Raw genomic sequence first — 24,356 nt, forward strand, 5'->3', positions numbered from 1 at the left:
ATCGCGGCGCTGTACGGCCTGCCCAGAGCGGGACGCGCGCTGAGCATCGAGATCATCTCGGTCCGGCCCCTGTACGGCGTGGCCGGCCAAGTCACGTTGCCTGCGCCAGGGCGACGCCCAGGTCGGTGAGCGTCTCATGCGCGCTCATCCCTTCGGCGACCGCCTCGAGCTGGAACACGGAGACAGACGTGGGCGGGTAACCGATCAGTTCGACGGCCTTGCTCACGTGGGCCGGGCCGCTCATGTGCTCTGCGGAGTCCCAGAGGTAGACCGCTCCCCACACCTGGCGTTCGGGGTTGGCGAACCACATCTTCAGCCGCATGCCTTCAAGCCGCGAGTAGGCGTCGACGGCGTAGTGGCGCAGATAGGCTCGCAGGCTTTCCACGGTCTGCGCGGAGCGGGTGAGATCCCAGGCCACGATCGACACGTACATCAGGGGTGTCCTCACTCAGGGGAACGGGTGGGGGTGCGGGTTGGGCTCCCGGCCGGCCAGCGCCTGCCGGAGCCGGGGCAGGCCGTCGACCCGGCGGAGCGCGTGCCCGAAGGTCATCGGGAGCATGCCGGGGATGATCACTTTGACACAGGAGAAGCCGCCGGCCCGGTGTTCGGGCGTCGACTGGTCCACCACGACGACGTCCATGCCGCGTGCGAGATACCGTCCGATCAGCGCGTTGAGGTCGTCGCGGAGATCCGCGTTCCGGAAGGGGGCGGTGTCGCCGAGGTCGCCTACCTCGCGGGTCTCCACGGGGGAGAGGAGGAAGTCGAGCCGCCCGGCGGCCAGCGGGTCGCCGTAGAGGACGACGTGATGCTCCAGGTCGGTGACGAGCGCCGGATCGTCGGCCATGCGCCGGGCGAGGTCCCGCTGGACGGGGTGCAGGCGGATCCGGTCCGCCAGGATGTGGCCGAGCTCGTTCAGCGCGTTCTCCGCCGCGCGTTCCGGGTCCAGATGGGCGGCCGCGGCGCACACCGCGGCGGGTCGCTCGCCGTCGCGGGCGGGGTCCAGAGCCATGGCCCACACACTGGGGACGCCGTGTTCGCGGGTGATGTCGAACAACAGGACCTGATAGCCGGTCTCCGACTCCATCGCGCCGGCGACCAGCGGAAGGGAACGATCGGCGGCGCAGCCGAGGTCCACGCGCGGGACCGGGAGGTTCGCGTACCAGGTCATGAGGAATGCGTCGCGTTCGGCGACTTCCAGGACGCCGTGGAGGATCGCCTCCTCCAGACATCCGCCGAGGGCGCACCCGTTGGAGGTCTCGTAGACCAAGGGTTTGTCGCCGTTCGCGACCCATGCCCCGTAATAGGCGTAGGACTCCGGCACGAGGACGGGCTCGTCCCTGGCGAAGGAGTGGCACCAGACCCAGGCGATGGGGTCGTCCTCACGGAAACGGGCCAGGCCGGAGCCCGGGGCGTCGTACCGCCCCTCAGGGTGAAACCCGAGCTGCCGGGGATCCAGCGCCCGGTCCGCCAGGTCGCGGTAGGTCCCGTGGACGCTGGTGCGTCTGCCGCCGGGGGACACCCCGCCGTACCGTTCCAGGGCTTCCAGCAGCGCGGTCGTTCGGCTGCTGCGGTAGTCGCGGGTGCGGCCGAAGCCGTACTCCACCCCTCCGCTGCGCAGGCCGACGGTCGCGCCCGCGACGGGCAGGGAGCCCTGCTCGCGTTCGGCGATCCGGCGGATCAGGCCGGTTTCGTCGTCGACGTAGGTGGCGAGGAGCCGGTCGAGGCCGGCGCCCACGTCGCCGATCCGGTACGTCCTGGGATCCCGTTTGGGGCGGGAGGCGAGGACGACGGCCGCCAGAGCGGGCGCGTCCGCGGGCGCGACCCCGCACCGGGGGCACAGCGGGTCGGGGAGGAACCGGTGCCTGGCGACGTGCAGGCTGTCCAGTTCGAGATAGAGCAACGCCTGCCGGGTCCGCATCAGCCGCGGGTCGGCGTCGAGCTGCTCCAGCTCTTCCGCCACCACGGCCGACACGAGGTCGGCGCCGTGCCCGGTGAGCCACAAGGACGGCCGCGCCGCCAGTTCCGCGCGATGGCTCCGCCAGACCTCCTCGTGGGAACGCGGGTCGGCCCGGGCGAGGCGGCGCCGGAACTCCGCACACTCGTAGCAGCCCGGAACCCCCGGGAACGCGACCGGCCCGATGACGACCCGTCCCAGCTCGACGTGGACGGGGATCCACGGCACGCCCGCCGCCGCGCAGGAGGCGTGGAGCTCCGGATAACGATCCACGTCCCAGGAGTCGGCCACCGTCACCACGGGGCGGCGCAGGTCCGGCGGGATCTCCGGACGCCGGACCGCCTCCGAAAGCGCACCGGTGACGGCGTCGGCCAGGAGCCCACGGCCGAGCACGACGTACGCCGGGCGCTCAGTCATGGGCCAAGACCACGTGGACGACGTACGGCATGACCTTCCTCGCTTCCTGATCATGGGTGAGCGGGACCGCGACGGGGATGAGACCTCGGCGGGAAAGAGCGGCGATCAGGTCGGCCACGGGCGCCTCCCTGCCGGACGGGAGCGCCGCAGCGTCCGGTGACTGTCCGCGCGTGCGGGTCTGATGGTGGAACAACGCCTGCTCCAGCGCATCCCGTACGGCGGACTCGATGGCCGGCCCGCAGGCGCGGCCCGTGATCACGCCGTCCTCCTCGCACATCGCGGCGGGGACGTCGAGAGGCCCGGTGATGTCGTGGACCGTCACGGCCCGGCCCGCCGCCGCGAGTGCGGAACGCCAGCGCGCGCCGTGCTCGTCCAGCGGGAGCGCGGCCGGGTCGAGCAGGCCGGGCGCGGGTCTCGACGCCAGGTCCTCCAGCGTCACCTGCAGACACCTGCCGAGCAGGGCGGAGCCGACCGCCTCCCGCCAGGTGAAGCCTGCTGCCGTCCCGGGGGAGTCCGGCCCGTCCCCGCCGAGGACGGCGAAGACCTGCCGCGCGGGCACGAGCCGCGGCTCGCCGTCGTCGAGCCGGCTACCCGGCACATAGGCCGTCGTCTCCCCCGACCGGACGGCCGCCAGGCCCTTCCACGGATCGTCCACGCCGGACAAGGGCCGCCCGCCGGCGTCGAGGAGCCGCCGGGGATCGATCGTCAGCGCACCGTACAGGGCGAATGCCTTGAGGGCCGCGCGGAGCCGCGCGGTCCGGAAGTCCGCACCATGCCCCACTGCCACGGGACGGCGGGGCAGGAGCCTGAGCGGGTCCGAGACCTCGATCTCGCAGATCCGTAAGGGGACCTGGTTGTGGTCGCGCTCCTGCGGCTTGCCGAACAGGCCGGTCCACGGGTCCATGTACCGCGGCACGAGCCGGGCGAACTGTTCGCTGTCGACGGCGGGACCTTCCGGGAGCACGCCCGGACCGCCGTCCGCACGCGTGAAGGGGTGAGGGAGTACGCGCTGCGGTTCGCTCCGCAGCGTGGCGAAGTCGAACCGCGTCAGGTGGGCGGCCTCCTCGTCGCCGAGGGCCCCGTCAGCCGAGCGGAGGACCCGATGGATCCACTGGCCCATCGCGATCTTCAGGGCGGCGCCACGCGATGACGCGTGCCCCCCGTCAGGGGCGGGGTGCCGTGCCAGGTGCCTCAGCCAGCCGTCCGTCCAGCTCGGAGCGCCGTCCCCGATCCGGCCGACGGGCCCGATCCACGCCTGGCCGCCCGTGATGACGAGCTGGCTCACTCGTACGCCGATGCCCGCGCAGACCCGGTCCGCGATCATCGCGTGCTCAGGACGATCGGTGACGTGCAGGACGAAGTCGGGCCCGCTGTCCAGCAGGCTCTCCCGCGATTCGATCCGCGCGGCCGGTACCACGTGGATCCGGCGGAAACCGGCCCGGCGTGCCATCGCGGCCGCGGCTTCCACGAGCCGCTCGTCCCCGGCCATCGTCACCGCAGGAGAGCTTCGGACCGGTTCGCCCCTGGGCACCCGCCTGATCACGTCGCGCGACGCCAGGGCTTCGACCAGCCGCTCCACCGCCTGCCTGCGCTCCGGCGCCAGCTCGGCCGTGAGCTCGGCGAGGGTGAACCGGCCGTCCAGATAGGGCGCGAGCCGTACCAGCAGACGGTGCGCCGACGGACCGCGGAAGGCGACGGATCCCCGGTGCGTCAGCAGGTAGAGGCCGTCGGAGGAGGGGCCGTAGCAGACGTCGGGGCGCAGGAGCAGCGCGCTCTCCCCGGCGCTCATCCGGCCGCCCCGCTGCCGAGCATGAACTCGCCGACGCTGGCCTCGGCCAGTTCGTCGAGCCCGGTGGCGGCGCTGAACGCCGAGGAGTCACCGCCGCCCAGCGCGCACGCGCCGAGTCCCATGGCGGTGGCCACCAGGTACATCGTCTGCTGCAGCACCCCCACGTGCTTGAGAACGAGCGCGTAGGCCATCTCGCTGTAGGACCACATCACCCGCCCGAACCTGGCCGAGATCACGATGAGGACCTGGGGCCGCTCCCGCGTCGCCGCGGCCCATGCGGCGGCCGCGAGCAGGCGGTTCACCTCGGGGCCCGCGGATCTCACCAGGTTCAGCCGATGGGCCCGCGGGTCGTAGTGGTACATGCCGGCCTCCAGCCCCGCCACCGTCCGGACCACGGGATACAGTTCGAGCTCGTGCAACGCGCCGCCGGAGGGATACGGCCGATCCACCCTCTCCTGGTCATCCAGGAGATACCCGGCGCGCACACGGGCACAGCGATAGAGCAGTTCGCCCAGTTGCCGCACGTCGATCGGCCGTTCGTCGTCGAAGACCCGAGCCGATCGGCGATCCTCGATCACCGCGGTCAGCGACGGATCGGTGAGGCGCAGGGCGGCCAGGTCGGGGCGGTGGAGCCGCACGCCCGCGCCGCCGTAGCCCTCGTGGCGGGCGGGCAGGGGCGCGAAGGCGGCCTTCCCCCAGGACGTGCGGCCCCAGCCGCGGTCCGCGGGAAGCCGGTCACGCATGCGGCTGCGCTCATGGAACCACAACTCATGCGGGCCCCACTGGCGCAGCTCGCGTCGCGTCTCCTCCTCGCCGCAGGCCGGTACGGCGAGCCCGGCCACGCGCAGATCGTGTCTCACCCGATGGCCCAGCCGGTCGTCCGGGGTGAGCGGCTCGTGAACGGGCCCGGCCAGACCGGCCACGATCCGGGCCACCTCGGGGTCGTGGACGCGTACGCCCGCCCATGCCAGCGGCGACTCCAAAAGCAGTTCAGCCTCCTCCCGACGCATGATCGCGAACCGGGACAGGACGAGGTCCCCCGCCACCGGCTCCGGAACGGCAGGCGGGGAAACGGGACACAAGGTGTACAGGGCATCGCCGTGACGGCTGATGGTGATCTCCAGCCAGCCGCCCGCGCGCAGGGTCTTGAGCAGTTCCAGCTCCGGACCGACGGTGATCGGCCCCTCGGCCAGACTGCGCAGCAGGGCACGGTCATCAGCGCTCAGGGCGCCCAGCGCCTGGCATCGTCCCCAGCGCTGGAACAGGTGAAGCCGGCCCTGCTGGTCCTCGGCGCTCCACACGCCGGGCTTGAGCCGTACCCACTCCTGGAAGCCGCCTGTCATGAGGTCCCCTCCATCGCCGGAACCTGCTCCAGCGGCATGGACGCCACCTCGAGGGCCGTCATGCCGTACCGCGCCTCGACCAGGCCGGCGATCAGGTGGCAGAGCAGGTACCGCTCGGCCGGGTTCACCCCCAGGCGGGTCAGTTGCAGGTACGTGTAGTTCGTGAGCAGCCGGAACACCTGGAACCAGGTGGCGCCGCGCAGCTCGGACCAGGTCCGCGTGGCATACAGCTCGCGATGGAAGGGGCTGTCGTCGATCGAGCCGGACCACCGCGAGGTCATGAGCGAGGCCCCGGGGTCCATGGACAGCTGCCCGGACTCTATGAGCTGAGCCGCCCTCGATCTGAAGGGGGCCAGTGCCGCGGCCCACTCGCTCGCGTGGGACCCCGTGCCGCCGTCCAGCGACGACAACGCGGCGCTCAGGAGGCTCTGCAGGTGCGCGGAGTTCTGCTCGCCGAACGCGTCCCACTTCGCGCGCAGGCCGCGCCCTTCCGCGTGCAGTTCCAGAAACGCCTCGGCATGGGAGCGGAAGGACACGAAGCCGTTCATGATGCCGACGCCCGACAGGCTGTGCGCCAGCGCCGTCAGCAGCTCGAACGCGATCGCGAGCCGTCGCTCGCCCCGCCGGACGCCGTCCACCATGCGGAAGCTGAGGGGGGTCGTCGCGGTGTAGAAGTCGGCCAGCAGCTCGGCCGCGGGCCGGCCGCCGGCGGGCTCGAGGCGCCATTCGTAGTCGGCGCGATGAAGGGAGTTGTCGGGCCGCCAGGGGAACAACGGGCCGGGCTCCGCCTCAAGCTCGGCGAGCCTGCGATGGAGATCGAGATACCGCTCGGGGTCGAGTGCCGCCGTCGAGGGACGTTCCTTGAGAAACCCCCCGATGACCTCCTCGACGACCGGGCCGACCTCCTCGGACGGGCGCACGTTGACCCGGACGTGGGGGCCGAGCTTCCAGTGGCGGGTGTAATAGGCCGCCTCTACCAGGCCGTGGAGCCGCGCGAAGAGCGGGCGGATCCCGTCCAGCACCAGATCGTCGTGCGAGCCGTGATAGTGAACGTGGAAGCTCTGCCAGCTCACGGCGCGACCGCCGATCGTCCGGCCAGCGCGCCGACGGCCCGTACGGCCAGCTCCCGGACCGCCGACTCCTCCGCGAGCGTGACCCCGAGCCGGTTGCACGCGAGGTGGGCGCAGATGTCGAGCACTCCGACGGCCCGGCCGCGCGCGGACGTCTCCGCCACCGGTCGCGACCCTTCCCATCCGCGGACGGGAGGATCGAACCCGCCGGAGTCGATCTGAGTCTCCACCACGTCGGCCAGCGCGCGGATCGACCTGAACCAGGCGATGAGCGTGCCCTCCTGCCTCAGGAGCTCCGCGTTCGCGGCGAGCCGCAGCATGTCCGTGGCATGGCCGAGCCAGACGTCCGGCGGCCGTTCGAGCCGGGAGCCGGTCGCGCCGATCGTCGCGGCCAGTTCGGCGGGGGCGTCCAGGCAGGCGAACCAGCCGAGCAGGATCATGGCGTACGCCCCCACGAGTCTGCGTTCCCGCGTCGGCCCCTTGCGCAGCACCTGCATGACGAGCTCACTGGACTCCCCGAAATGCCGCTCGGCGGCCTCCATCGAGGCGCCGGCGCCGTAGCGGCGGTGCTCACGCCGGTACGGCAGGCGCTGCAGGGAGTTGTTGGGCCACTGGCGCGGCGCGTAGGAGGTGAGGCCCTCCCAGCGGGCCAGTTCCTGTGCCATCCGCAGGTACTCCGGCTCGGTGAGCCGGTTCTGAGAGGGATGGGCCGCGAAATATCGCCGGAAATCACGGAAAAGCAAGGACTCGACGGCCTGCCGGGCCGTCTGCCCGGCGGGCAGGACGCGTAACCGCACATGAGGACCTCCGTCCCAATAGCGGAGGAAGAACCACCGGTCGATCAGTCCGGCGCGGGACAGCTCCGCCATCAGGCCGTCCACCGGCCCGACCAGCAATCGATCCAGATCGCCCTGGTAGAACGCGTGCACGCTGATCCAATCCTCTTCACGCGGCATCGCCGGACACCTCCAGCAGGAACTCCGACACGTGCGGATCGGCCGGGTCACCGGCGAAGGCGTCCTCCACCTCCGGCAGGGCCTCCTCGAAGACCACGGTGCCATCGGCGTCGGCCGTCGTCCGCTCGAAGACCAGCACCAGGAGAGGGTTGGCGAAGTCGACGTAGATCGGTTTCCGGGTGCGATCGAAGTACCACTGCGTTCCCGGGCCGCCGTGCCGCCGGATCCGTACGAAGCACCTGGCCGGCATCCCGTGCCGGGCCAGCCAGCCCAGCATGAGCAGGAGGTAGTCCGCGTCCGGCCGGCCCTTGGCCCGCCGCGGCACCAACGGGGACGGCACGCTCCACCGGGCCCGCTCCAGCACGACCCGCCCCACCTCGACCCGCGGGGCGGCGACGATCTCCTCGGGCGCGTCCTGCGGGGGCACCGCCAGCAGCGGAATGCTCGGGTGCACGTAGTACCCGCCGCCGAAGCCGAGCGCGAGGAGGCGGGCGAGCGGCGGCAGGAGCGCCTCGGTCATCATGCCCAGGTGCATGGTGCGTACCTCGGCTCTCCGCTCGCGCGACCATAGTCGCGCCAGACCCGTCTTCCCGTCGTGGACGACCAGGAGATCGTTCAGTGCCATCCGCTCGTTCCCGGGGCGGGTGCTGGCGGTGAACGGATAGTCGATCTCGTACGGCAGGCTCGCGTGCCGCACGTTGAGCGGCGAGCCGAACAGGCCCCCCAACTCGGCCAGGAGGGGGCCTTCCGCCTGCGCGGCCCGCCCGAACCGCACGTCGCCGCCCGCCCGCTCCAGCAGGTAGGCCATCCTGCTGCGGCCTCGCCCGTACCCCGAGTACGCCCCGTTGAGCGCGACCCTGAGCGGCTGTTCCTCCCTGAGCACCTGCAGGTAGCAGGCGAGCGATCCGGTCGCCTCCACCCACTCGGGGAAGCGTCCCGCCTGCGCGAGCAGCAGCCGCGGATCGAGGCTCACCGTGCCGTCCGCAGGGGAGGCGGCCAGCCGCCTGGCGTCCTCCCGGAGCTGATCCAGCCGCCGTAGCCGCGGGAGCCGGCCTTCGGCCCGTACCGCCAGCTCCGGAGTGGCGGTGCGCAGCAGCCGGCGCAGGTCCCACGCGGCGTCCCCGCGCTCCGCCCCTTCGTCGGCCGCTAGTTCCCCCTGCACGGCCCGGTGGAAGTCCAGGAGCGGGACGGCTGCGCCGGGCCCGAAGCGTTCGGCGCAGTACGCGCCCAGCGCGATGCGGAACGGCAACATCCCGTCGAAGACGGCCAGCCAGCGCCGCAGAACGTCGAGATCTTCCAGGACGGGCCGCCACGCGGGCAGCGAGCACGTCCCCAGGGGACCGGCGAATACGGCGTTCTCGTGAAAGATGTGCTTACCCGGATCGTCGCGCCGCAACAACGCGCCCGCCGCCCGCCGCAGCCGCCGCTGGCGGTCTTCGTGCCCCCGTACGTCGTGCACGGGGATCGCCTTCGCCGTCTCGGCCCGCACCGCGCCCACCAAGGGCGCACTCTCATGGCCCGCGGCCGCCAGCCATGACTCCCATTCCCCCAGGGGGTCGCAGGCCAGGTCCGCGACGGGCTTGACCGGCTCCAGGAGACCGACCTCGACCAGCCCTTTCACGAACTTCTCGTGCTCGGGTGAGGCATATGGCACTCCGCTCAGGCAGTCGCGGAGCCCGGCCACCGTGGCGTGCGGCCGGTGTGCCAGCGCCGCCAGGCACGCCTCGACGGCGGGTGTCCTGGGCACCCTCACCACCGGCTCCCGCGGAGGCCGGCCCACGAAGCTCAGGCTCTGCTCCGTGAGCGTCACGCTCGGGTTCAGCCGCACCCGCGACTCCGGATCCTGTTCCAGGGCCGTGGCGAGCCCGTGCGTCACGAGCGCGCTCACCTCGATCACTCCGCGGACCTCCCGGCCGCCGTCCATGCCCAGGACGGGGCCCGTGCGATCCCAGGAAGCCAGCCCGCTGACCGTGAAAGTGCTGTAGGGACTGGTCTTCGCCGCCGCCCTGGCCACGTACTTGGCCAGCCGGACGAGTGACTGCCGCCTCGGCGGCTCGCCGTCGTCGTCCAGCCATCGGGTGAGCACGTCGTAGAGCGCCGGGCCGGCCTGCGACAGGGCGCGACGGAACATCGCCTGCTCCCCGGCCTCCCTGAGCACGTCCGACGCCTCGGCCATCGCGTTCTCCCAGACCTCGGGAAAGGAGGACCTGAGCCGTTTCACCTCGTCCAGGTCCGCCAGCCACGCCGTCACCCGGCCGCGTACGTCGCCGGGCAGCGAGGCCATGACGGCGCCGTCCCATTCACCGGTGCCCGGACGCCGTTTGCGGTGGACCGCCCGGCGCAGCCCCACCAGGCGCGGCTTGAGTCCTTGCCCCGCGGCCCCGATGAGGGCGTGCAGAACGGCGGACAGCGCCTGCCCCTCATCCTCCAGCCGCCTCTCCAGAGCGACCAGCCGCGCCGCCCGCGCCGCGAGCTCGGGCGAACGCGAACGCGTCAGGAACGACGCGGGAAGCCCTGCCATCCGGGCCATCACCAGCGCTTCCACCCGTGCGTCCCCGGACAGCCGCAAGTCGAGATCTCTCATGCTCCCCTCATCTCCCGCCCCGTCACGACGAGGGGGAGTGCCGCTGGAAGTCAGCGGCACTCCCGTCGTCAGCTGCTGCTGCTGCAGGCGACGCTGCACGAGCAGAGAGCTGAGGTCGAGGCGCCGGTCTCGGTCAGCCCGTGCCCGGCCGTCAGCGACTCGAGCCCGAGACCGCTGTCAGCCAGTTCGAACACGTCCATCGGCAGATTCGCCAGATCGAAGTCGAGCCCCTTGGACACGCTCACGCGATCTCCCTTCTCTGATGACTGTTGTCGATCACGACCATGGGTCCGCGGACCTCGTGGCGCGCTTGAGAAGGGCTCGGCGGCCGATGGGGCGGGGCTCAGACGTCGCCGAACATGCGCCGCTTGTCGCTCTCCGGCGCGTCGAGGTCGCGCAGCGCGCGCTTCAGCGCCCCCTCCTCGAATCCGAAGTGCGCCTTCATGGCGCCCTTGATCTCGTTGAGCTGCTGGAAGAGCTCCTGCGGCGTCGAGTCGGCGGAGTCGAGGGCCCTTTGGAAGTCGGTCAGGAGCCGCGAGAGGCCCTCGTGCTCGCGGGTGAGCGCGGTGATGATGGGCTCCAGCGCGGGGTTCTGCTTGAGCAGGGCGGGGAAGAACGCGGCGTCCTCGCTGCGGTGGTGAGTGCCCAGCGCGGAGCAGAACGTGTAGCAGAACTGCAGCAGCTCGGGCTTGAGCACGGCGGCGCGGTCGCCCTCGCGCAGGGCGTCTCTGGCCTCCTCCAGCGCCTTCTCCAGGCGGCGGTGGACGTTCCTCAGCTCAAGGTGCCAGGCGAACAGACGGTTACGCAGCATCGTGGGGCTCCTTCCGCGCGGCGGGGACCGGCGCCTTGTCGCTGTGCTTGGGCAGGGCGAAGACGAGCGCCAGGGCGATGAGCACGAACACGACGCTCGCGCCCATGGCGTAGGTGGCGCTCCGGGCGAAGACCACGTCGGGGGAGTCGCCGGTGGAGAAGTCGAGGGTGTCGAACAGGAGCCGCCCGGTCACGGCGATGCCGATGGCGCTGCCGACGCGCTGCATGGTCCCGATGACGCCGCTCGCGGCGCCGGCGTCGTCGCGCGAGACGGTTGCGACGATGAAGTCCATGTTGGGCGGGATGAACAGGCCGCTGCCGATGCCGCCGACGACCAGCGGCGCGACCAGCGTCCAGCCCCGCAGGTCGCTGGGCGTGACCACGGCGAGGAGGACCAGGATGGAGACCATGCTCAGCGTGACGAGGGCGAGGCCGATGATGAGCACCGTACGGCCGAAGCGGGCCGCCAGCTCGTCACTCTGCGCGGCCCCGATGATGGTGCCGATCGCGAAGGTCATCAGCAGCAGGCCCGACTGCAGTGCCGTGGCGTCGAGCCCGGCCTGCCACAGCAGCGAGATGGTGAAGAAGATGCTGGTGAAGGCGGCGAAGTAGACCAGGGCCAGCACGACGCCGCCGGTGAAGGCCGAACTGTGGAACAGGTGTGGCGGGACCAGGGGGTTGCCGCCGCGCGCGACCACCCGGCGCTCCCACAGGGCGAACAGGCCGAGCAGGGGCAGGCTGAGCACCGAGATGAGGTACGACCAGAGCGGCCAGCCCTGGTCGTGGCCCTCCACGAGCGGGACGAGCAGGACGATCAGCGCGACGGTGAGAATGACGAGACCGGCCCAGTCCGCCCGGTCGTCCTCGTCGGTCCTGCCTCCGGCGGGCAGCAGCCAGAGCGCGGCCAGGACGGCGACGACGCCGATCGGGAGATTGACGCCGAAGATGTAGCGCCAGCCGTTCTCCTGGCCGAACGCCTCGATGATCAGGCCGCCCGCGAGCGGGCCCACGGCGCTGGAGACGCCGATGACCGACCCCATGATCGCCAGCGCCTTGCCGCGCACGCTGCCGGGGAACATCAGGTGGATGAAGGCGGTGATGGAGGTGTAGAAGATGCCGGCCGAGAGCCCTTGGGCGGCGCGCGCGAGGTTGAGCTGCAGGTCGTTCTGCGCGAACGCGCAGGCCGCGCTGGTGAGGGTGAACAGGATCAGGCCGATGACGAAGACGGGCTTGTGGCCGTACCGGTCTCCGAGCCGTCCCGCGGGGACCAGCGCCAGCCCGTAGGCGAGCATGTAGCCGGACAGCACCCAGGACAGCGTGGACTCCGACGCCTTGAGGCTCGTGTAGATCGTTGGGATGGCGACGTTGACGATGGTGGTGTCAAGTAACGCCATGAAGGCGCCGACCAGCAGGACGGCCAGGGCCAGCCAGGCGGAACGGGAGGTCACCGGTGTTTCACGGTGCTGGGTCATGCAAGGTCCTCCGGGTCTTCTCGTCGAGGGTCAGCTGCGGCAGCTGCGCCGCGAGCTCCTCGTGCCAGGTGATCTCCGCCTTCAGCCGCACGACGTGGTGCCGCATGGCGAGGGATTCGGCCAGGGACAGGTAGCGGGCGACCGTGAGCATGTGCGCCTCGTAGTCGGTGAGCATCGCCTTCAGCGAGGCGAGGCGGGCCGTGATGACGGGCTCCAGGTCGTCGAGCCGGTCGAGGTCGAGCCGGGTGAGGGCGAGGTCGAACGGGTCGGGTCTGATGACGATCTCCCGCAGAGCGTTGATCTTGAGCGATGACAGGGTCTGGCGACCGGCCTCGGTGATGCGCCAGACCTTGCGCGTGGGGTAGGAGCCCACCTTCTCGGTACGCATCTCCTCGATCAGTCCTTCGGCGGCGAGGCGCTTGATGGCTCCGTAGAGCCCGCCGGTGGTGATGTCGGTCCATAGGTCGAGGTGTTCCTCCTCGGACAGGAGGCGTAGGTGGTGCCCGTGCATCGGGCCGCGTTCCGACAACGCGCTGAGGATGAAGATGCGTATTGACGACACACGACTAGTTTCGCGAGAGTAGTCTCCTGAAGCAAGGGCCCGAGGGCGCGAATGTCAACGCGTGACCGCGCGATCGGCGTCGGAGGGAGGAATCCGAAAGCACGCGTATCTAGAGGGCCCCGGGCACGTCTGATCTATGTCCATGTGACGCCGTCGCGATGCCATCAGCGCCGGTGACCTGGGTGTTCCCTTTGACCTGTGCGATCGAACGACCACTCCACGATCCCTCACGCGGAGGAGAAGGATCATGAAGACCGTCGCAGTAATCGGAGCAGGCGTGGCGGGCCCTACCGTTGCGATGGCCCTGCAGCTGGCGGGGTTCGAGCCGGTCGTCTACGAGTCGCATCCGACTGACTCGGACGGCGTGGGCGCGTTTGTGATTCTGCACGTGAACGGCATTGACGCGTTGCGCGCCATCGGCGCGGACAAGTGCCTGGACGGCCTGGGATTCGACACCCCGCAGATGCGTTTCCGCAGCGGGACCGGGCGTTCCCTGGGCGTGGCGGGTACCGGCCTGCCGCTGGCCGATGGGACGGTCGGGCGTACGATCCGGCGTGCGGACCTGTGCGGGGCGCTGAGGGACGAAGCGTTGCGCCGCGGCATCCGTTTTGAGTACGGCAGACGTCTGGTCGAGGCGGAGGACGAGGACGGTGGCGTCGTGGCCGTCTTCGAGGACGGCACCAGGCGTGCGAGCGAGCTGCTCATCGGGGCGGACGGCATCAAGTCGAGGGTGCGCTCGCTGATCGATCCCACCGCGCCGCCGGCCAGGTACATCCCCAACCTCTACATCAGCGGTTATGCCCGGGCGGGTGTGGTGGATGCGCGGCCGGGTGAGTATCAGATGGTCTTCGGCAGGCGTTGCTTCTTCGGCTACACCGTGGCGCCGGGCGGTGAGGTGTGGTGGTTCGCGAACCCGCCGTACCCGAACGAGCCGGGCCCGAACGAGCTGCGGGCGCTGGGCGACGCGCACTGGCGCACCACGCTCGCCGAGCTGCTCAGCGTGGATCCCGGCCCGGCACGGAAGATCGTCGAGGCCACCGAGCACGAGCTGGTGGCCTGGCCGTTCCACGACATCCCCACCGTGTCCCGCTGGCACCGCGACCGCGTGATCATCATCGGTGACGCCGCGCACGCGACGTCACCGGCGGCCGGGCAGGGCGCGTCCATGGCCATCGAGGACTCCGTCGAACTCGGCCGCTGCCTGCGCGACCTGCCTGACGCGCGGCAGGCGTTCCGCGCCTATGAAGGGCTCCGCCGCGCACGCGTCGAGCGCGTGGTCGAAACGGGCGCTAAATGGTCCACGTTTAAATCAGTGGGGCCGGTCACGCGTATGATTCGCGACCTGGTCATGCCGATCATGCTCAAGCACTACGCCGGCGACGGTGGTGCGTCCCTGGGCTGGATGCATCATCACCACATCGAATGGGATGAGCGGGTGCCGGCCTGATTCCACGCAGAATCCCACAATATTATTTTTCATTTTACGGCCCGCCTGGCCTGCTTGTTCGTCTTCTGCTGGGCGGGCTGGACCGTCGTGCCCGCATTCGTTTTGCCGTTCTCTGCACGGTGAATTTATTTGCATTACCGAGAGTTAACGCTGGTGCCCGTTAATGGTGATTGACATTCGGCGTCGCGAGCTACAAGACTGTAGACGAATAGCCGATTTGCAATAGGAGGCATACGGGGAGTGAGGCGATCGGTGCGGCCCGGTGCTGCGCCACGGGGAGATCAAGGGGATTTACCTTGGATCGCAGAAAAACCATTTCAAATTTGTCATGTCCGTTACCTGAAAAGGGGCAGGAGGAGGACCCCTCCCCAGACCACTGTTTGGAAGAGCTGGTCAAGCTGGCCAGGGACGGGAACCAGTGGGCGTGGGGCGATCTCCTGCGTCGGTTCCTCCCGCTCGTCCAGCTGATCGCGCGCAGGCACGGCCTCAAGGGACACGACGTCGAGGACGTGAACCAGGTCGTCTGGCTGAAGCTCCTCCAGCACATCAAGAGCATCAGGGACACCCGGTCCCTGCCCAGGTGGATCGCCACCACGTCGAGGAACGAGTCCGTGAACGTCATCCGGCGCTCGCGGCCCCTGGTGCTCTTCGACGACTGGCCCAGCTTCTTCGAGACGGCGCACACGGTCAGCTACGACTGGATCGAGGAGGTCGCCGCCTATGAGCGCAGGCGTGCGCTGGCCGACGCGCTCGACGACCTGAGCAGCCAGCATCGCGAGCTGCTGAACCTGCTCGCCAGGGATCCGCCCCTGTCCTACGTGGAAATCGGCCGGCGCATGGGGATGCCGGTGGGCAGCATCGGGCCGACCCGGCAGCGGGTCATCGCCCGGTTGCAGGAGCTGATGAGGGGATCGGCGGGCTCCCCGCCGCAGCAGAGGAAGTCCGCCTGAGAGCCGGGTGAGAGCACGAAACGGGACGGCCGCGACGCGGCCGTCCCGTTTCGTCTTGCGGCGGGTCCGGTCACCGGCCGAGCAGGAAGGCGCGGATCGCCTCGGCCACCAGCTCAGGCCGTTCCATGTACATGAAGTGGGCGGTCTCCGGGATCACGCTGAGCCGCGCGTCGCGGTGGTTGCCCTGGATCCACTCGGCCTGCTCCACGGTCGTGCACTTGTCCTGCGCACCCGCCACGACCAGGGCCGGGACGGTGAGCCTGCGGATCGTCTCCTCCAGGCCGGGATGGCGCATCCTGACCAGGTTCTGGTGCACCTCGAAGGCGATGACGGACCAGGCCGCGCTGACCCGCCTGGCGACGTCCGGATGCTTGTCGTGGAAGAAGAAGGGAAGGGCGCGGGCGTTGGCCTCACGCACGTACTCGCTCCAGGTCTCCTTGGTGGGCGGGTGCTCAGGCCGCTGGAAAGGCAGGCTGAAGGAGGCCGCGGACCCCATGAGGACGAGCCGGTCCACCAGGTCGGGCCGCCGGTCGGCGAGGGTGATGGCCACCGCCGAGCCCAGCGAGTGCCCGGCCAGCACCACCTTGTCCCATTCGTAGTGCAGGATCAGCCGCTCGATGTCGTCGGCGAACAGCGCCGCGCTCAGCGGGACGTCCAGCGTCGAGGACAGGCCGTGGCCGCGGAAGTCCACGGCGACGGTGTACTGGTCCGCGCCGAGCTGCTCCTGGAGGTCGGCGTAGTGCGAGTGGTTGTCGCGGTTGCCGTGCAGGAAGATCATGGGTGGCCGCGCCGTCGTACGCGACCCTGCGTGGCGGCAGAACAGCTGCACCCCGTCCGCCACCGCGACGTAGTCCGCGAGCACCGGGCCTTCTCGATCAAGCATCATCACTGACTCCTCGCAACGGTCACTCATCGATCAACGCGACGGGCCTCGCCCAGCCGGCGCCGGCGCCCTGCACTCGGACCGGGGCGCAGAACACGGTGAAGCCGGTGGGACCGGGCAGCCGGTCGAGGCCGGCCATTCGTTCGATCTGCAGGTACTCGCGCTCACGGCCGAACATGTGGCAGGGCCACAGGTGCCGGGAGTCACCCGTCTTCACGAACTGCTCGATCATGAAGGCGGTGGGCAGGTCGAATCCGGCGGTGTCGACGCCGATCAGCTTCACGCCGTGATCGACGATGACCTCGATCGCCTCGGGGGACATCGCCGGATGCGACGAGTAGTACGTGGGGTCCGGCCAGTGGGCGCTCCAGCCCGTCTCGATCAGGACCACGTCGAGCGGTCTGAGCCGGTGGCCGATCCGGTCCAGCTCGCCCCGGACGTCGTCGGCCGTGATGACCTCCAGGGCGTTCTTGCCGCGGAAGGACAGCCGCACCCCCGGGCCGCAACACCACTCCAGCGGCACCTCCTCGATCGTCTTGGCCGGCCTGCCGGCGGACGACGGCCCGTAGTGGTACGGCGCGTCCACATGGGTGCCACCGTGCACGCTGAGGGTGACGATCTCGTTGCTCATGAACACGCCGTCAGGAAAATGCTCCTTCTCCAGGAACGGCGCGGGGGAGACGCCCTCGCGGTCGGCGATCTGCTGGATCAGCGATTTCGCGGCGTTGCCCAGCCGGCCCGGCCCGCTCTCATGGGTCCACCGGTCGATGTCCCGGACGCCTGGGTCGTCCGGATGCTGGGCGATGGTCATGCTCAGGTCGATCAGGCGCATGGGTCAGCCTCGGGAAGAAGGGACGCGCAGGGAGTAGAACCGCATCTCGCTGGGTCGCACGAAGTACGGCCGCATTTCCGCCGTCATGCTGTCGTGGGCGGGCGACTCCAGCCACTCGGTGAATTGCTCACGCTTCTCCCACTCGCTGATCAGCACGTACGAGCCGGACACGCCCTCCAGGCGCAGGAGTTCGTCCCTGATGTGCCCCGGCATGGTGGCGACGCGTTCCCGCACTTTACTGAAGGCGGCCTCGAACTCCTGCTCCCGTTCCGGGTCGACGAACGAGAAGAGCATCATACGAACGGACATCCGGCATTCCTCCTCAGACGGTGACCGAGAACAGCGCGATGCTGCCCCGGGTGTGCAGCTTGTAATTCGTGAACCGCTTCGCCAGCGCGTTCTCGAGGTCCTCCAGGGAATCCTGCTCGTTGGCGAAGATTCCCATCTTGTTCATGTAGCCGAGCTGCGATCGCGACAGCCTCGTCTGGGGCACGCCGAGGCTGAGGATGGTCGAGCCGAACAGCCGGCCCTTCGGCCTGAGCAGCGGCGCGAGTTGGTCGAACACCTGCGCCTTGTCCTGGATGCTGCCCGGCAGGCAGTGCAGGACGTGGACGAGCCCGACGGAGTCGAACTGCGCTCTGCGCAGCGGAAGGGGTTTCAGCAGATTCCCCTTGACGCACTGCGGGTGATATCGGGCGATGCGCTCGGACACGCGGCTGAGGACGTCGATGTTCACGTCCAGCAGCGCGATTCTCGGGTGCGCGGAAGGGAACCGGCATTTGTTGAGGTACCAGCCGGTGCCCGGTCCCACGTCGAGATGGTCGTCCGACACGTTCCCGTGGTAAAGCCCAAGAATGGCCCGGCTGGGACAACGCCAGGTGAATCTGTTCTGGAAACGGACGACGAGTGGGTCGTAGACGTATTTCAGAAAGAACGGGGTGTAGGCGGCCTGGCCCGCATATGCCGGATCGTCGGGCTCCAGGCGTGGTTCGGGTTCATGACCGTTGTTGCTGACGCTCGGCGTGTAAGGCATGCCCTACAGACGGCGGACACCCGCCTTAGATACGGAGATTTTCGCCGGTATCAGGCGGCGGCCGCTTGCGTCTGAATGCCATACACGTTCTCCACTCACGAGCCCTTCTGCCCCAGGGAGAATCATGCCTTCTGACGAGTCGACCCTCGACAACCGCATTCAGGGCAGCGTGGTCAGGCCCGGTGATCCGCACTATGACGAATACCGCAAGGTGTTCAACGGCATGATCGACCGCCGCCCCAGCCTCATCGTCCGCTGCGCCTCGCCCGCCGACGTGGCGGAGGGAATCGCTCATGCCCGCCGCCACGGGCTGCCGCTGTCGGTGCGGTCAGGCGGCCACGGCGTGACCGGCGACGCCGTCCTCGACGACTCCGTCTGCCTGGACCTGCGGCCGATGAACTCGGTCACCATCGACCCCGATCGGCGGCGCGCCCTGGTCGGGGGCGGCGCGAACTGGGGTGAGTTCGACGCCGCCGCCCAGGAGTACGGGCTGGCCGTCACCGGAGGCCGCATCCGCAGCACCGGAGTGGCCGGGCTGACCCTCGGCAGCGGAAGCGGCTGGCTGGAGCGCAAGTTCGGCCTCACCTGCGATTCGCTGCTCTCCGTGGAGCTCGTCACCGCCGACGGCGACGTGCTCAGGGCTTCCGAGACGGAGAACAGCGAGCTGTTCTGGGGCGTACGGGGCGGCGGCGGCAACTTCGGCGTGGTCACGACGTTCGAGTTCCAGCTCCACCCGGTCGGCCCGCAGGTGCTCGGCGGGCTCGTCATGTATCCGCCGTTCCAGGTCGCCGACCTGATCCGGCAGTTCCGGGACTTCATGGCGACGGCGCCGGACGAGGTCGGCGGCGCGCTCGCCTTCATCTCGGCGCCCGACGAGCCGTTCGTCCCCGAGTTCGCCCGCGGCAAGCCCGTCGTGGGCGCGACGCTGGCCTACTTCGGCCCCATCGAGGAGGGCATCGAGGTGCTGCGGCCGATGCGCGAGTTCGGCCCGCCCGTACGCGACATGGTCGCGCCCATCGCCTACACCGACCTGCAGGGGCTGCTGGAGCCCAGCAACCACGAGGGCATGCAGAACTACTGGAAGGCGGAGTTCCTCGCCGAACTGCCCGACGAGGCGATCGACCACATCGTGCGCTTCACCCAGACCGTGCCCTCCCGCCTCACCCAGACGCTGCTCATGCCGCTGGGCGGCGCGCTGGCCCGCGTCGACAACAACGCCATGGCCTTCGGCCAGCGCGAGGCGCCCTTCAACATCCACATCATGTCCATGTGGGAGGACGCGGCCGACACCGAGCGGCAGATCTCGTGGACCCGCGAGTTCCACCGGGCGGTCCAGCCGTACAGCACGGGCGGCGCTTACCTGAACTTCATCGGCAACGAGGGCGGCGACCGGATCAAGGCCGCCTTCGGCCCGGAGAAGTACGAGCGGCTGGTCCGGCTCAAGCGGCGCTACGACCCGTCCAACGTCTTCGCGGGCAACCAGAACATCCCGCCGCAGGCCGAGGCCGTCGAGGAGGAGCCCAAGGAGACGGACGGGCAGGGGCACTTCGCTCCGCTGGCCGTCCTGGAACTGCTGAACGGGATGTGGGTCGCCCGCGCCCTTCAGGTCGCCGCGCACCTGCGGATCGCCGAGCAACTGGCCGGCGGGCCCCGCACGCTCACCGAGCTCGCCACCGAGTGCGGTTGTGACCCCGCGGCGCTGGGCAGGCTGATCTCGGCGCTCAGCACCGTCGGGTTCTTCGCCCGTACCGCCGAGGACAAGATCCAGCAGACGCCGCTCTCGGCCGTCCTGTCCGACGACCACCCGCAGTCCGTGGGGGCTGTCGCCCGCCTGTTCGGCTCGAACTGGCAGTGGCAGGCGTGGTCCCAGCTCGAACACTCGGTACGGAACGGCGAACCGGCCCTCGACCAGGTGCTCGGCACGAGCCTGCTGGAGTTCCTGGACACGATGTCGCCCGACGACGGAGCCCTCTTCGACCAGGCGATGACCGGCCTGTCCCGGTTCCTCAACCGGACGATCCTGAACGCCTACGACTTCTCCGGCGCGGGCCGGATCGCCGACGTCAGCGGCGGTCACAGCACTCTGCTGATCGACATCCTCGCCGGTGACCCCTCGCTGAGCGGGGTCCTGCTCGACCGGCCCGCGATCACGGCGAAGGTACGCGGCAGGGTGCGCGAGGCCGGTCTCGGCGACCGGCTGGACGTGGTGGACTGCGACTTCCTGCGGTCCCTGCCGGAGCAGGCCGACACCATCGTGCTCAACCGGGTGCTGCACGACTGGGACGACGACGCGGCCGCCGGCATCCTGCGGGCGTGCCGCGACGCCCTGCGCCCCGGAGGCCGGATCGTGGCGGTGGAGCAGCTCATGACCGGCGACAAACGCGCGGCCTTCCTGGACCTGCAGATGCTGGTGCTTCGCGGCGGCCGCGAGCGCTCGCGGGAGGAGATGGCCGAGCTGTTCGGACGCTCCGGCCTCCGCATCGCGGAGACGATCAACACCACCTCGCCCATGTGCCTGCTCATCGGCCACGCCCTCGACGACTGAACGGGGTTCTGCGACATGACGACCACCACGAAGGCCATCAACGCCGCCGACGTCACGCCCAACCGCCGCCGCGGCGGTGAGATCCGGGTGACGCTGAGCCAGAAGACCTGCGGCGCCACGTCGGGATTCGGCGGCTCCGTGCTGCTGCGTCCCGGTGAGTACGTGAGCGAGCACTATCACCCGTACTCGGAGGAGTTCATCCACGTCATCACGGGCGAGCTGGAGCTGAAGGTGGAGGGCGAGCCGGTCGCCCTGGGCCCCGACGACTCGTTCATGGTGCCCATCGGCCAGCGCCACCGCCTGGTCAACGTGGGCGACTCGACGGCGCACGTCATCTTCCACCTCTCACCGCTGGCGCCACGTCCCGACCTCGGCCATGTCGACACCGAGCCCCAGCCGGGAGAGCCGTTATGAGACGTGCGGTCATCACCGGGATGGGCGTGCTCGCCCCCGGTGGCGTCGGGCGGGACGCGTTCTGGAAGCTGCTGGCCGCCGGTCAGAGCGCGACCCGCGCCCTGACAGTGTTCGACCCGGCTCCGTTCCGTTCGCAGCTGTCCGCCGAGGTCGACTTCGACCCGCGCGCGGCGGGCCTGACCGAACGAGAGACGCGGCGCATGGATCGCGCGGCCCAGTTCGCCGTCGTGTGCACGCGCGAGGCGCTCACCGACAGCGGGCTGGACCTGTCCCGTGTGGACCCCTCGCGGGTCGGCGTCAGCCTCGGCAGCGCCGTCGGCTGCACCACCTCCCTGGAGGAGGAGTACCGGGTCCTGTCCGACGAGGGCCGCCAGTGGCTCGTCGATCACACCTACGGCGTCCCGCACCTGTACGGATACATGGTCCCCAGCACGCTGGCCGTCGAGGTGGCCTGGCAGGCCGGCGCCGAGGGGCCGGTTCACCTGGTCTCCACGGGCTGCACCTCGGGCCTGGACGCCGTCGGCACGGGCGCCCGCCTGATCGAGGAGAACGCGGCCGACATCGTGCTCGCAGGCGCGACCGAGGCGCCCCTGTCACCCATCACGTACGCGTGCTTCGACGCGATCAAGGCGACCTCGGCCAACAACGACGATCCCGAACACGCCTCGCGCCCCTTCGACGCCCGGCGCGACGGCATCGTCCTCGGTGAGGGAGCCGCGGTCCTGGTGCTGGAGGAGGAGAGCAGGGCACGGGCGCGCGGCGCCAGGATCCAGGCGGAGCTGGTCGGGTACGGCCAGCGCAACAACGCCTTCCACATGACCGGCCTGCGCCCGGACGGGCGGGAGATGGCCGAGGCGATCCGGGTCGCCCTGCGCGAGGCCCGCCTCGACCCCACCGCCGTGGACCACATCAACGCCCACGGCTCGGGCACCAAGCAGAACGACCGGCACGAGACCGCGGCGTTCAAGGACAGCCTCGGCGACCACGCCCGCCGGGTGCCGATCAGCTCGATCAAGTCGATGATCGGCCACTCCCTCGGGGCGATCGGCTCGATCGAGCTGGCGGCCTGCGTGCTGGCCCTGGAACACCAGGTGGTGCCGCCCACGGCCAATCTGCGCGTGCCAGACCCCGAATGCGACCTGGACTACGTCCCGCTGGAGGCCCGGGATCACCGCATGGACGTGATCCTCAGCGTCGGCAGCGGGTTCGGCGGGTTCCAGAGCGCGGTCCTGCTGGCCGCACCCGGAACGGTTCGCCCATGAGCGCGCTCGCGATCACCGGCATGGGCGTCGTCTCGCCGACCGGCCAGAGCCCGGACCAGCACTGGTCGTCGGTCATGGAGGGCCGCAGCGGGATCCGTCCCATCGGCCGCTTCGACGCGGCCTCCTATCCCGTCCGGGTCGCCGGGCAGGTCGAGGACTACGTGGCGCGGGGCTCCATGCCCTCCCGCTTCATCCGGGAGACCGACCGCTTCACGCAGATGGGGCTGAGCGCGGCGGACGCCGCGCTCCAGGACGCGGCGCTCGACCCGGCCGAGCTGCCGGAGTACGCGGTCGCCGTGGTCACGGCGAGCTCGTCCGGTGGCACCGAGTTCGGCCAGAAGGAGATGGAGCGCCTCTACCAGCACGGCCCCTCGTGGGTCAGCCCCTACCAGTCCATCGCGTGGTTCTACGCGGCCACCTCCGGGCAGATCTCGATCCGCCACGGCGCCAAGGGACCCGCCGGGGTGCTCTGCGCTGAGCAGGCGGGCGGCCTGGACGCCGTCGCGCTCGCCCGGCGCCTGGTCAGGGACGAGGTGAAGGCCGCCGTCGTCGGCGGCACCGACGCCTCCCTGTGCCCGTACGGACTGACGGCGCAGCTCACCTCGCGCCGGCTGTCCACGGTGAACGAGCCGGAGCGGGCCTACCGCCCCTTCGACGCCTCCGCCTCCGGCTATGTGCCGGGCGAGGGCGGCGCCATGCTGATCGTGGAGTCCGTGGACGAGGCCAGGCGGCGCGGGGCGCGGATCCACGGCACCGTCCTGGGGCACGCCGCGGGCTTCGACCCGGCGCCATGGACCGGCCGTCCGTCGGCGCTGCGACGGACCATGGAACGGGCGCTCGACGACGCCGGGATCGGGCCGCGCGACGTGGACGTCGTCTTCGCCGACGGGATGGCCGTGCCCGCGGACGACGCCGACGAGGCCGCGGCCATCGGCCAGGTGTTCGGCGGCGGCGGGGTCGCGGTGACCGTGCCCAAGGCGCTCACAGGGCGGCTGCACGCGGGCGGCGGGGGGCTGGACCTGGTCACGGCGCTGCTCGCCATGCGCCACGGCCGCGTGCCCCACACGGCGGCGACCACCGACGTCCCCGGCTCCTACGACCTCGACCTCGTGCTGGACGAGCCGCGCCGGCACCCGATCCGGCACGCGCTGGTCCTGGCCCGCGGGCACGGCGGCTTCGTCTCGGCCGTCGTGCTCGGCGCCTGACCCTTCACCGCTTCGACACCGATTCGACACCGATTCGACACCGATTCGACACCGATTGGACGAGGAGAGCGACATCATGCCAGAGCCCGCGACCGGCGTCTTCACCCTGGAAGACCTGCGCTCGATGCTGCGCGTCGACGACGCCGACGAACTGACCGAGAGCACCGTCGACAAGGAGTTCGAGTATCTCGGCTACGACTCGCTCGCCAAGTACGAGCTGATCTCCCAGCTCGTACGCCGGCACGGCATCCAGATCTCGGAGGAGACGATGGTCCACCTGCACACCCCCCGGCAGGCCATCGACCACATCAACAGCCTCCTGGCCGCCGCTTCGGACAACGCAGTGAGGTCCTGACATGTCAGCACATACCGACAATGCCATCACCATCGACGCCCCCATGGACCTCGTGTGGGACCTGACCAACGACATCGAGTCCTGGCCGAAGCTCTTCAGCGAGTACAGCGCGGCGGAGATCCTGCACCGGACCGACAACGTGGTGCGGTTCCGGCTGTCCATGCACCCCGACGAGAACGGGGTCGTGTGGAGCTGGGTGTCGGAGCGGATCGCCGACCCCGTCACCAGGACCACGCGCTCACAGCGGATCGAGCCCGGGCCGTTCAAGTACATGTTCCTGTTCTGGGAGTACCTCCAGACCGACGAGGGGGTCCTGCTGCGCTGGGTGCAGGACTTCGAGATGAAGCCGGGGCTGCCGGTCGACGATGCGGGCATGGCCGACCGCATCAACGCCAACTCGGCCGTGCAGCTGAAGCTGATCAAGGAAGCCGTCGAAGCGGCGGCGCGCGGCTGAGCGCGCCCTGATCGACCTT

The 24,356-nt window shown here is 70.1% G+C and carries 23 protein-coding genes; 8 read left to right on the top strand and 15 right to left on the bottom strand.

The features are described from left to right. Positions 1-91 precede the first annotated feature (91 nt). The 11 genes from BMX74_RS31485 to BMX74_RS31535 form a co-directional block, all read right to left on the bottom strand. Entirely contained in the window at positions 92-433 is a 342-nt protein-coding gene (locus tag BMX74_RS31485) for a hypothetical protein (protein ID WP_055510022.1), read from the bottom strand. Between the two features lie 15 nt (positions 434-448). After that, positions 449-2,371: a TOMM precursor leader peptide-binding protein gene (locus tag BMX74_RS31490; protein WP_177227583.1), complete on the bottom strand. Its 1,923-nt coding sequence runs from the start codon at positions 2,369-2,371 to the stop codon at positions 449-451. Beyond that, positions 2,364-4,160, bottom strand: a complete 1,797-nt coding sequence (locus BMX74_RS31495) for a YcaO-like family protein (protein WP_091104237.1) — start codon at positions 4,158-4,160, stop codon at positions 2,364-2,366. Before BMX74_RS31495 ends, BMX74_RS31490 begins: the two co-directional genes overlap by 8 nt. Beyond that, positions 4,157-5,461, bottom strand: a complete 1,305-nt coding sequence (locus tag BMX74_RS31500; protein ID WP_143078825.1) for a SagB family peptide dehydrogenase — start codon at positions 5,459-5,461, stop codon at positions 4,157-4,159. The genes BMX74_RS31495 and BMX74_RS31500 overlap by 4 nt, the downstream gene beginning before the upstream one ends. A gap of 38 nt (positions 5,462-5,499) precedes the next feature. Continuing rightward, on the bottom strand, positions 5,500-6,576 hold the full coding sequence (locus BMX74_RS31505; RefSeq protein WP_177227584.1) for a thiopeptide maturation pyridine synthase: 1,077 nt from the start codon (positions 6,574-6,576) through the stop codon (positions 5,500-5,502). Beyond that, positions 6,573-7,529: a lantibiotic dehydratase C-terminal domain-containing protein gene (locus tag BMX74_RS31510; RefSeq protein ID WP_177227586.1), complete on the bottom strand. Its 957-nt coding sequence runs from the start codon at positions 7,527-7,529 to the stop codon at positions 6,573-6,575. Before BMX74_RS31510 ends, BMX74_RS31505 begins: the two co-directional genes overlap by 4 nt. Further along, positions 7,519-10,113, bottom strand: coding sequence for a lantibiotic dehydratase (locus tag BMX74_RS31515; RefSeq protein WP_091104244.1), 2,595 nt, complete (start codon positions 10,111-10,113; stop codon positions 7,519-7,521). Before BMX74_RS31515 ends, BMX74_RS31510 begins: the two co-directional genes overlap by 11 nt. A 68-nt stretch (positions 10,114-10,181) precedes the next feature. Then, on the bottom strand, positions 10,182-10,358 hold the full coding sequence (locus tag BMX74_RS31520; RefSeq protein ID WP_236715171.1) for a thiomuracin/GE37468 family thiazolyl RiPP peptide: 177 nt from the start codon (positions 10,356-10,358) through the stop codon (positions 10,182-10,184). A 98-nt stretch (positions 10,359-10,456) separates the two neighbouring features. Continuing rightward, complete coding sequence (locus BMX74_RS31525; protein WP_055510037.1) at positions 10,457-10,924, bottom strand: hemerythrin domain-containing protein; 468 nt, start codon at positions 10,922-10,924, stop codon at positions 10,457-10,459. Further along, entirely contained in the window at positions 10,914-12,395 is a 1,482-nt protein-coding gene (locus BMX74_RS31530) for an MFS transporter (protein WP_091104246.1), read from the bottom strand. The genes BMX74_RS31525 and BMX74_RS31530 overlap by 11 nt, the downstream gene beginning before the upstream one ends. Continuing rightward, positions 12,379-12,957 carry a PadR family transcriptional regulator gene (locus BMX74_RS31535; RefSeq protein ID WP_063792360.1) on the bottom strand — a complete coding sequence of 193 codons (579 nt, stop codon included), beginning with the start codon at positions 12,955-12,957 and terminating at the stop codon, positions 12,379-12,381. The genes BMX74_RS31530 and BMX74_RS31535 overlap by 17 nt, the downstream gene beginning before the upstream one ends. A gap of 247 nt (positions 12,958-13,204) precedes the next feature. Between BMX74_RS31535 and BMX74_RS31540 the strand changes: the two genes are divergently transcribed. Both BMX74_RS31540 and BMX74_RS31545 read left to right on the top strand, forming a co-directional pair. After that, positions 13,205-14,404 (top strand): FAD-dependent oxidoreductase, encoded by a 1,200-nt coding sequence (locus BMX74_RS31540; protein WP_091104247.1) that lies wholly within the window; start codon positions 13,205-13,207, stop codon positions 14,402-14,404. Positions 14,405-14,784: 380 nt separating this feature from the next. Further along, a complete protein-coding gene (locus BMX74_RS31545) occupies positions 14,785-15,354 on the top strand; it encodes an RNA polymerase sigma factor (protein ID WP_177227588.1) in 570 nt (189 codons plus the stop codon). A gap of 70 nt (positions 15,355-15,424) precedes the next feature. Here the strand turns inward: BMX74_RS31545 and BMX74_RS31550 are convergent, their stop codons facing one another. Genes BMX74_RS31550 through BMX74_RS31565 form a run of 4 tightly spaced genes read right to left on the bottom strand, consistent with a single transcriptional unit; the run spans position 15,425 to position 18,102 of the window. Then, on the bottom strand, positions 15,425-16,240 hold the full coding sequence (locus BMX74_RS31550) for an alpha/beta fold hydrolase (protein ID WP_176573593.1): 816 nt from the start codon (positions 16,238-16,240) through the stop codon (positions 15,425-15,427). 19 nt (positions 16,241-16,259) lie between these two features. After that, a complete protein-coding gene (locus tag BMX74_RS31555) occupies positions 16,260-17,069 on the bottom strand; it encodes a cyclase family protein (RefSeq protein ID WP_091104250.1) in 810 nt (269 codons plus the stop codon). 3 nt (positions 17,070-17,072) lie between these two features. Further along, on the bottom strand, positions 17,073-17,378 hold the full coding sequence (locus BMX74_RS31560) for an antibiotic biosynthesis monooxygenase family protein (protein WP_055510052.1): 306 nt from the start codon (positions 17,376-17,378) through the stop codon (positions 17,073-17,075). 13 nt (positions 17,379-17,391) lie between these two features. Beyond that, complete coding sequence (locus BMX74_RS31565; protein WP_082535681.1) at positions 17,392-18,102, bottom strand: methyltransferase domain-containing protein; 711 nt, start codon at positions 18,100-18,102, stop codon at positions 17,392-17,394. 124 nt (positions 18,103-18,226) lie between these two features. Between BMX74_RS31565 and BMX74_RS31570 the strand changes: the two genes are divergently transcribed. The 6 genes from BMX74_RS31570 to BMX74_RS31595 all read left to right on the top strand — a co-directional run bounded on the left by BMX74_RS31570 (position 18,227) and on the right by BMX74_RS31595 (position 24,337). Then, a complete protein-coding gene (locus tag BMX74_RS31570) occupies positions 18,227-20,647 on the top strand; it encodes a methyltransferase (RefSeq protein ID WP_091104252.1) in 2,421 nt (806 codons plus the stop codon). 15 nt (positions 20,648-20,662) lie between these two features. After that, positions 20,663-21,061, top strand: coding sequence for a cupin domain-containing protein (locus tag BMX74_RS31575; RefSeq protein ID WP_091104254.1), 399 nt, complete (start codon positions 20,663-20,665; stop codon positions 21,059-21,061). Next, positions 21,058-22,323, top strand: coding sequence for a beta-ketoacyl-[acyl-carrier-protein] synthase family protein (locus BMX74_RS31580; protein WP_055510056.1), 1,266 nt, complete (start codon positions 21,058-21,060; stop codon positions 22,321-22,323). The genes BMX74_RS31575 and BMX74_RS31580 overlap by 4 nt, the downstream gene beginning before the upstream one ends. Continuing rightward, the gene (locus BMX74_RS31585) at positions 22,320-23,528 is read left to right on the top strand and encodes a ketosynthase chain-length factor (protein ID WP_055510058.1); all 1,209 of its coding nucleotides are present in this window, start codon (positions 22,320-22,322) and stop codon (positions 23,526-23,528) included. The genes BMX74_RS31580 and BMX74_RS31585 overlap by 4 nt, the downstream gene beginning before the upstream one ends. 76 nt (positions 23,529-23,604) lie before the next feature. Then, positions 23,605-23,883, top strand: a complete 279-nt coding sequence (locus BMX74_RS31590; protein WP_063792375.1) for a phosphopantetheine-binding protein — start codon at positions 23,605-23,607, stop codon at positions 23,881-23,883. A 1-nt stretch (position 23,884) separates the two neighbouring features. Then, the gene (locus BMX74_RS31595) at positions 23,885-24,337 is read left to right on the top strand and encodes an SRPBCC family protein (protein WP_055510061.1); all 453 of its coding nucleotides are present in this window, start codon (positions 23,885-23,887) and stop codon (positions 24,335-24,337) included. Positions 24,338-24,356: the final 19 nt, after the last annotated feature.

It is taken from the genome of Nonomuraea pusilla (genome assembly GCF_900109355.1).
Lineage (GTDB): Bacteria > Actinomycetota > Actinomycetes > Streptosporangiales > Streptosporangiaceae > Nonomuraea > Nonomuraea pusilla.

Excerpts from the sequence above, each read along its gene's own strand:
- BMX74_RS31485 (WP_055510022.1), bottom strand. The coding sequence starts at position 433 with ATGTACGTGTCGATCGTGGCCTGGGATCTCACCCGCTCCGCGCAGACC.
- BMX74_RS31580 (WP_055510056.1), top strand. The coding sequence starts at position 21,058 with ATGAGACGTGCGGTCATCACCGGGATGGGCGTGCTCGCCCCCGGTGGC.
- BMX74_RS31585 (WP_055510058.1), top strand. The coding sequence starts at position 22,320 with ATGAGCGCGCTCGCGATCACCGGCATGGGCGTCGTCTCGCCGACCGGC.
- BMX74_RS31495 (WP_091104237.1), bottom strand. The coding sequence starts at position 4,160 with ATGAGCGCCGGGGAGAGCGCGCTGCTCCTGCGCCCCGACGTCTGCTAC.
- BMX74_RS31510 (WP_177227586.1), bottom strand. The coding sequence starts at position 7,529 with ATGCCGCGTGAAGAGGATTGGATCAGCGTGCACGCGTTCTACCAGGGC.
- BMX74_RS31490 (WP_177227583.1), bottom strand. The coding sequence starts at position 2,371 with ATGACTGAGCGCCCGGCGTACGTCGTGCTCGGCCGTGGGCTCCTGGCC.
- BMX74_RS31570 (WP_091104252.1), top strand. The coding sequence starts at position 18,227 with ATGCCTTCTGACGAGTCGACCCTCGACAACCGCATTCAGGGCAGCGTG.
- BMX74_RS31565 (WP_082535681.1), bottom strand. The coding sequence starts at position 18,102 with ATGCCTTACACGCCGAGCGTCAGCAACAACGGTCATGAACCCGAACCA.
- BMX74_RS31590 (WP_063792375.1), top strand. The coding sequence starts at position 23,605 with ATGCCAGAGCCCGCGACCGGCGTCTTCACCCTGGAAGACCTGCGCTCG.
- BMX74_RS31530 (WP_091104246.1), bottom strand. The coding sequence starts at position 12,395 with ATGACCCAGCACCGTGAAACACCGGTGACCTCCCGTTCCGCCTGGCTG.
- BMX74_RS31540 (WP_091104247.1), top strand. The coding sequence starts at position 13,205 with ATGAAGACCGTCGCAGTAATCGGAGCAGGCGTGGCGGGCCCTACCGTT.
- BMX74_RS31560 (WP_055510052.1), bottom strand. The coding sequence starts at position 17,378 with ATGTCCGTTCGTATGATGCTCTTCTCGTTCGTCGACCCGGAACGGGAG.
- BMX74_RS31525 (WP_055510037.1), bottom strand. The coding sequence starts at position 10,924 with ATGCTGCGTAACCGTCTGTTCGCCTGGCACCTTGAGCTGAGGAACGTC.
- BMX74_RS31595 (WP_055510061.1), top strand. The coding sequence starts at position 23,885 with ATGTCAGCACATACCGACAATGCCATCACCATCGACGCCCCCATGGAC.
- BMX74_RS31575 (WP_091104254.1), top strand. The coding sequence starts at position 20,663 with ATGACGACCACCACGAAGGCCATCAACGCCGCCGACGTCACGCCCAAC.
- BMX74_RS31515 (WP_091104244.1), bottom strand. The coding sequence starts at position 10,113 with ATGAGAGATCTCGACTTGCGGCTGTCCGGGGACGCACGGGTGGAAGCG.
- BMX74_RS31555 (WP_091104250.1), bottom strand. The coding sequence starts at position 17,069 with ATGCGCCTGATCGACCTGAGCATGACCATCGCCCAGCATCCGGACGAC.
- BMX74_RS31550 (WP_176573593.1), bottom strand. The coding sequence starts at position 16,240 with ATGATGCTTGATCGAGAAGGCCCGGTGCTCGCGGACTACGTCGCGGTG.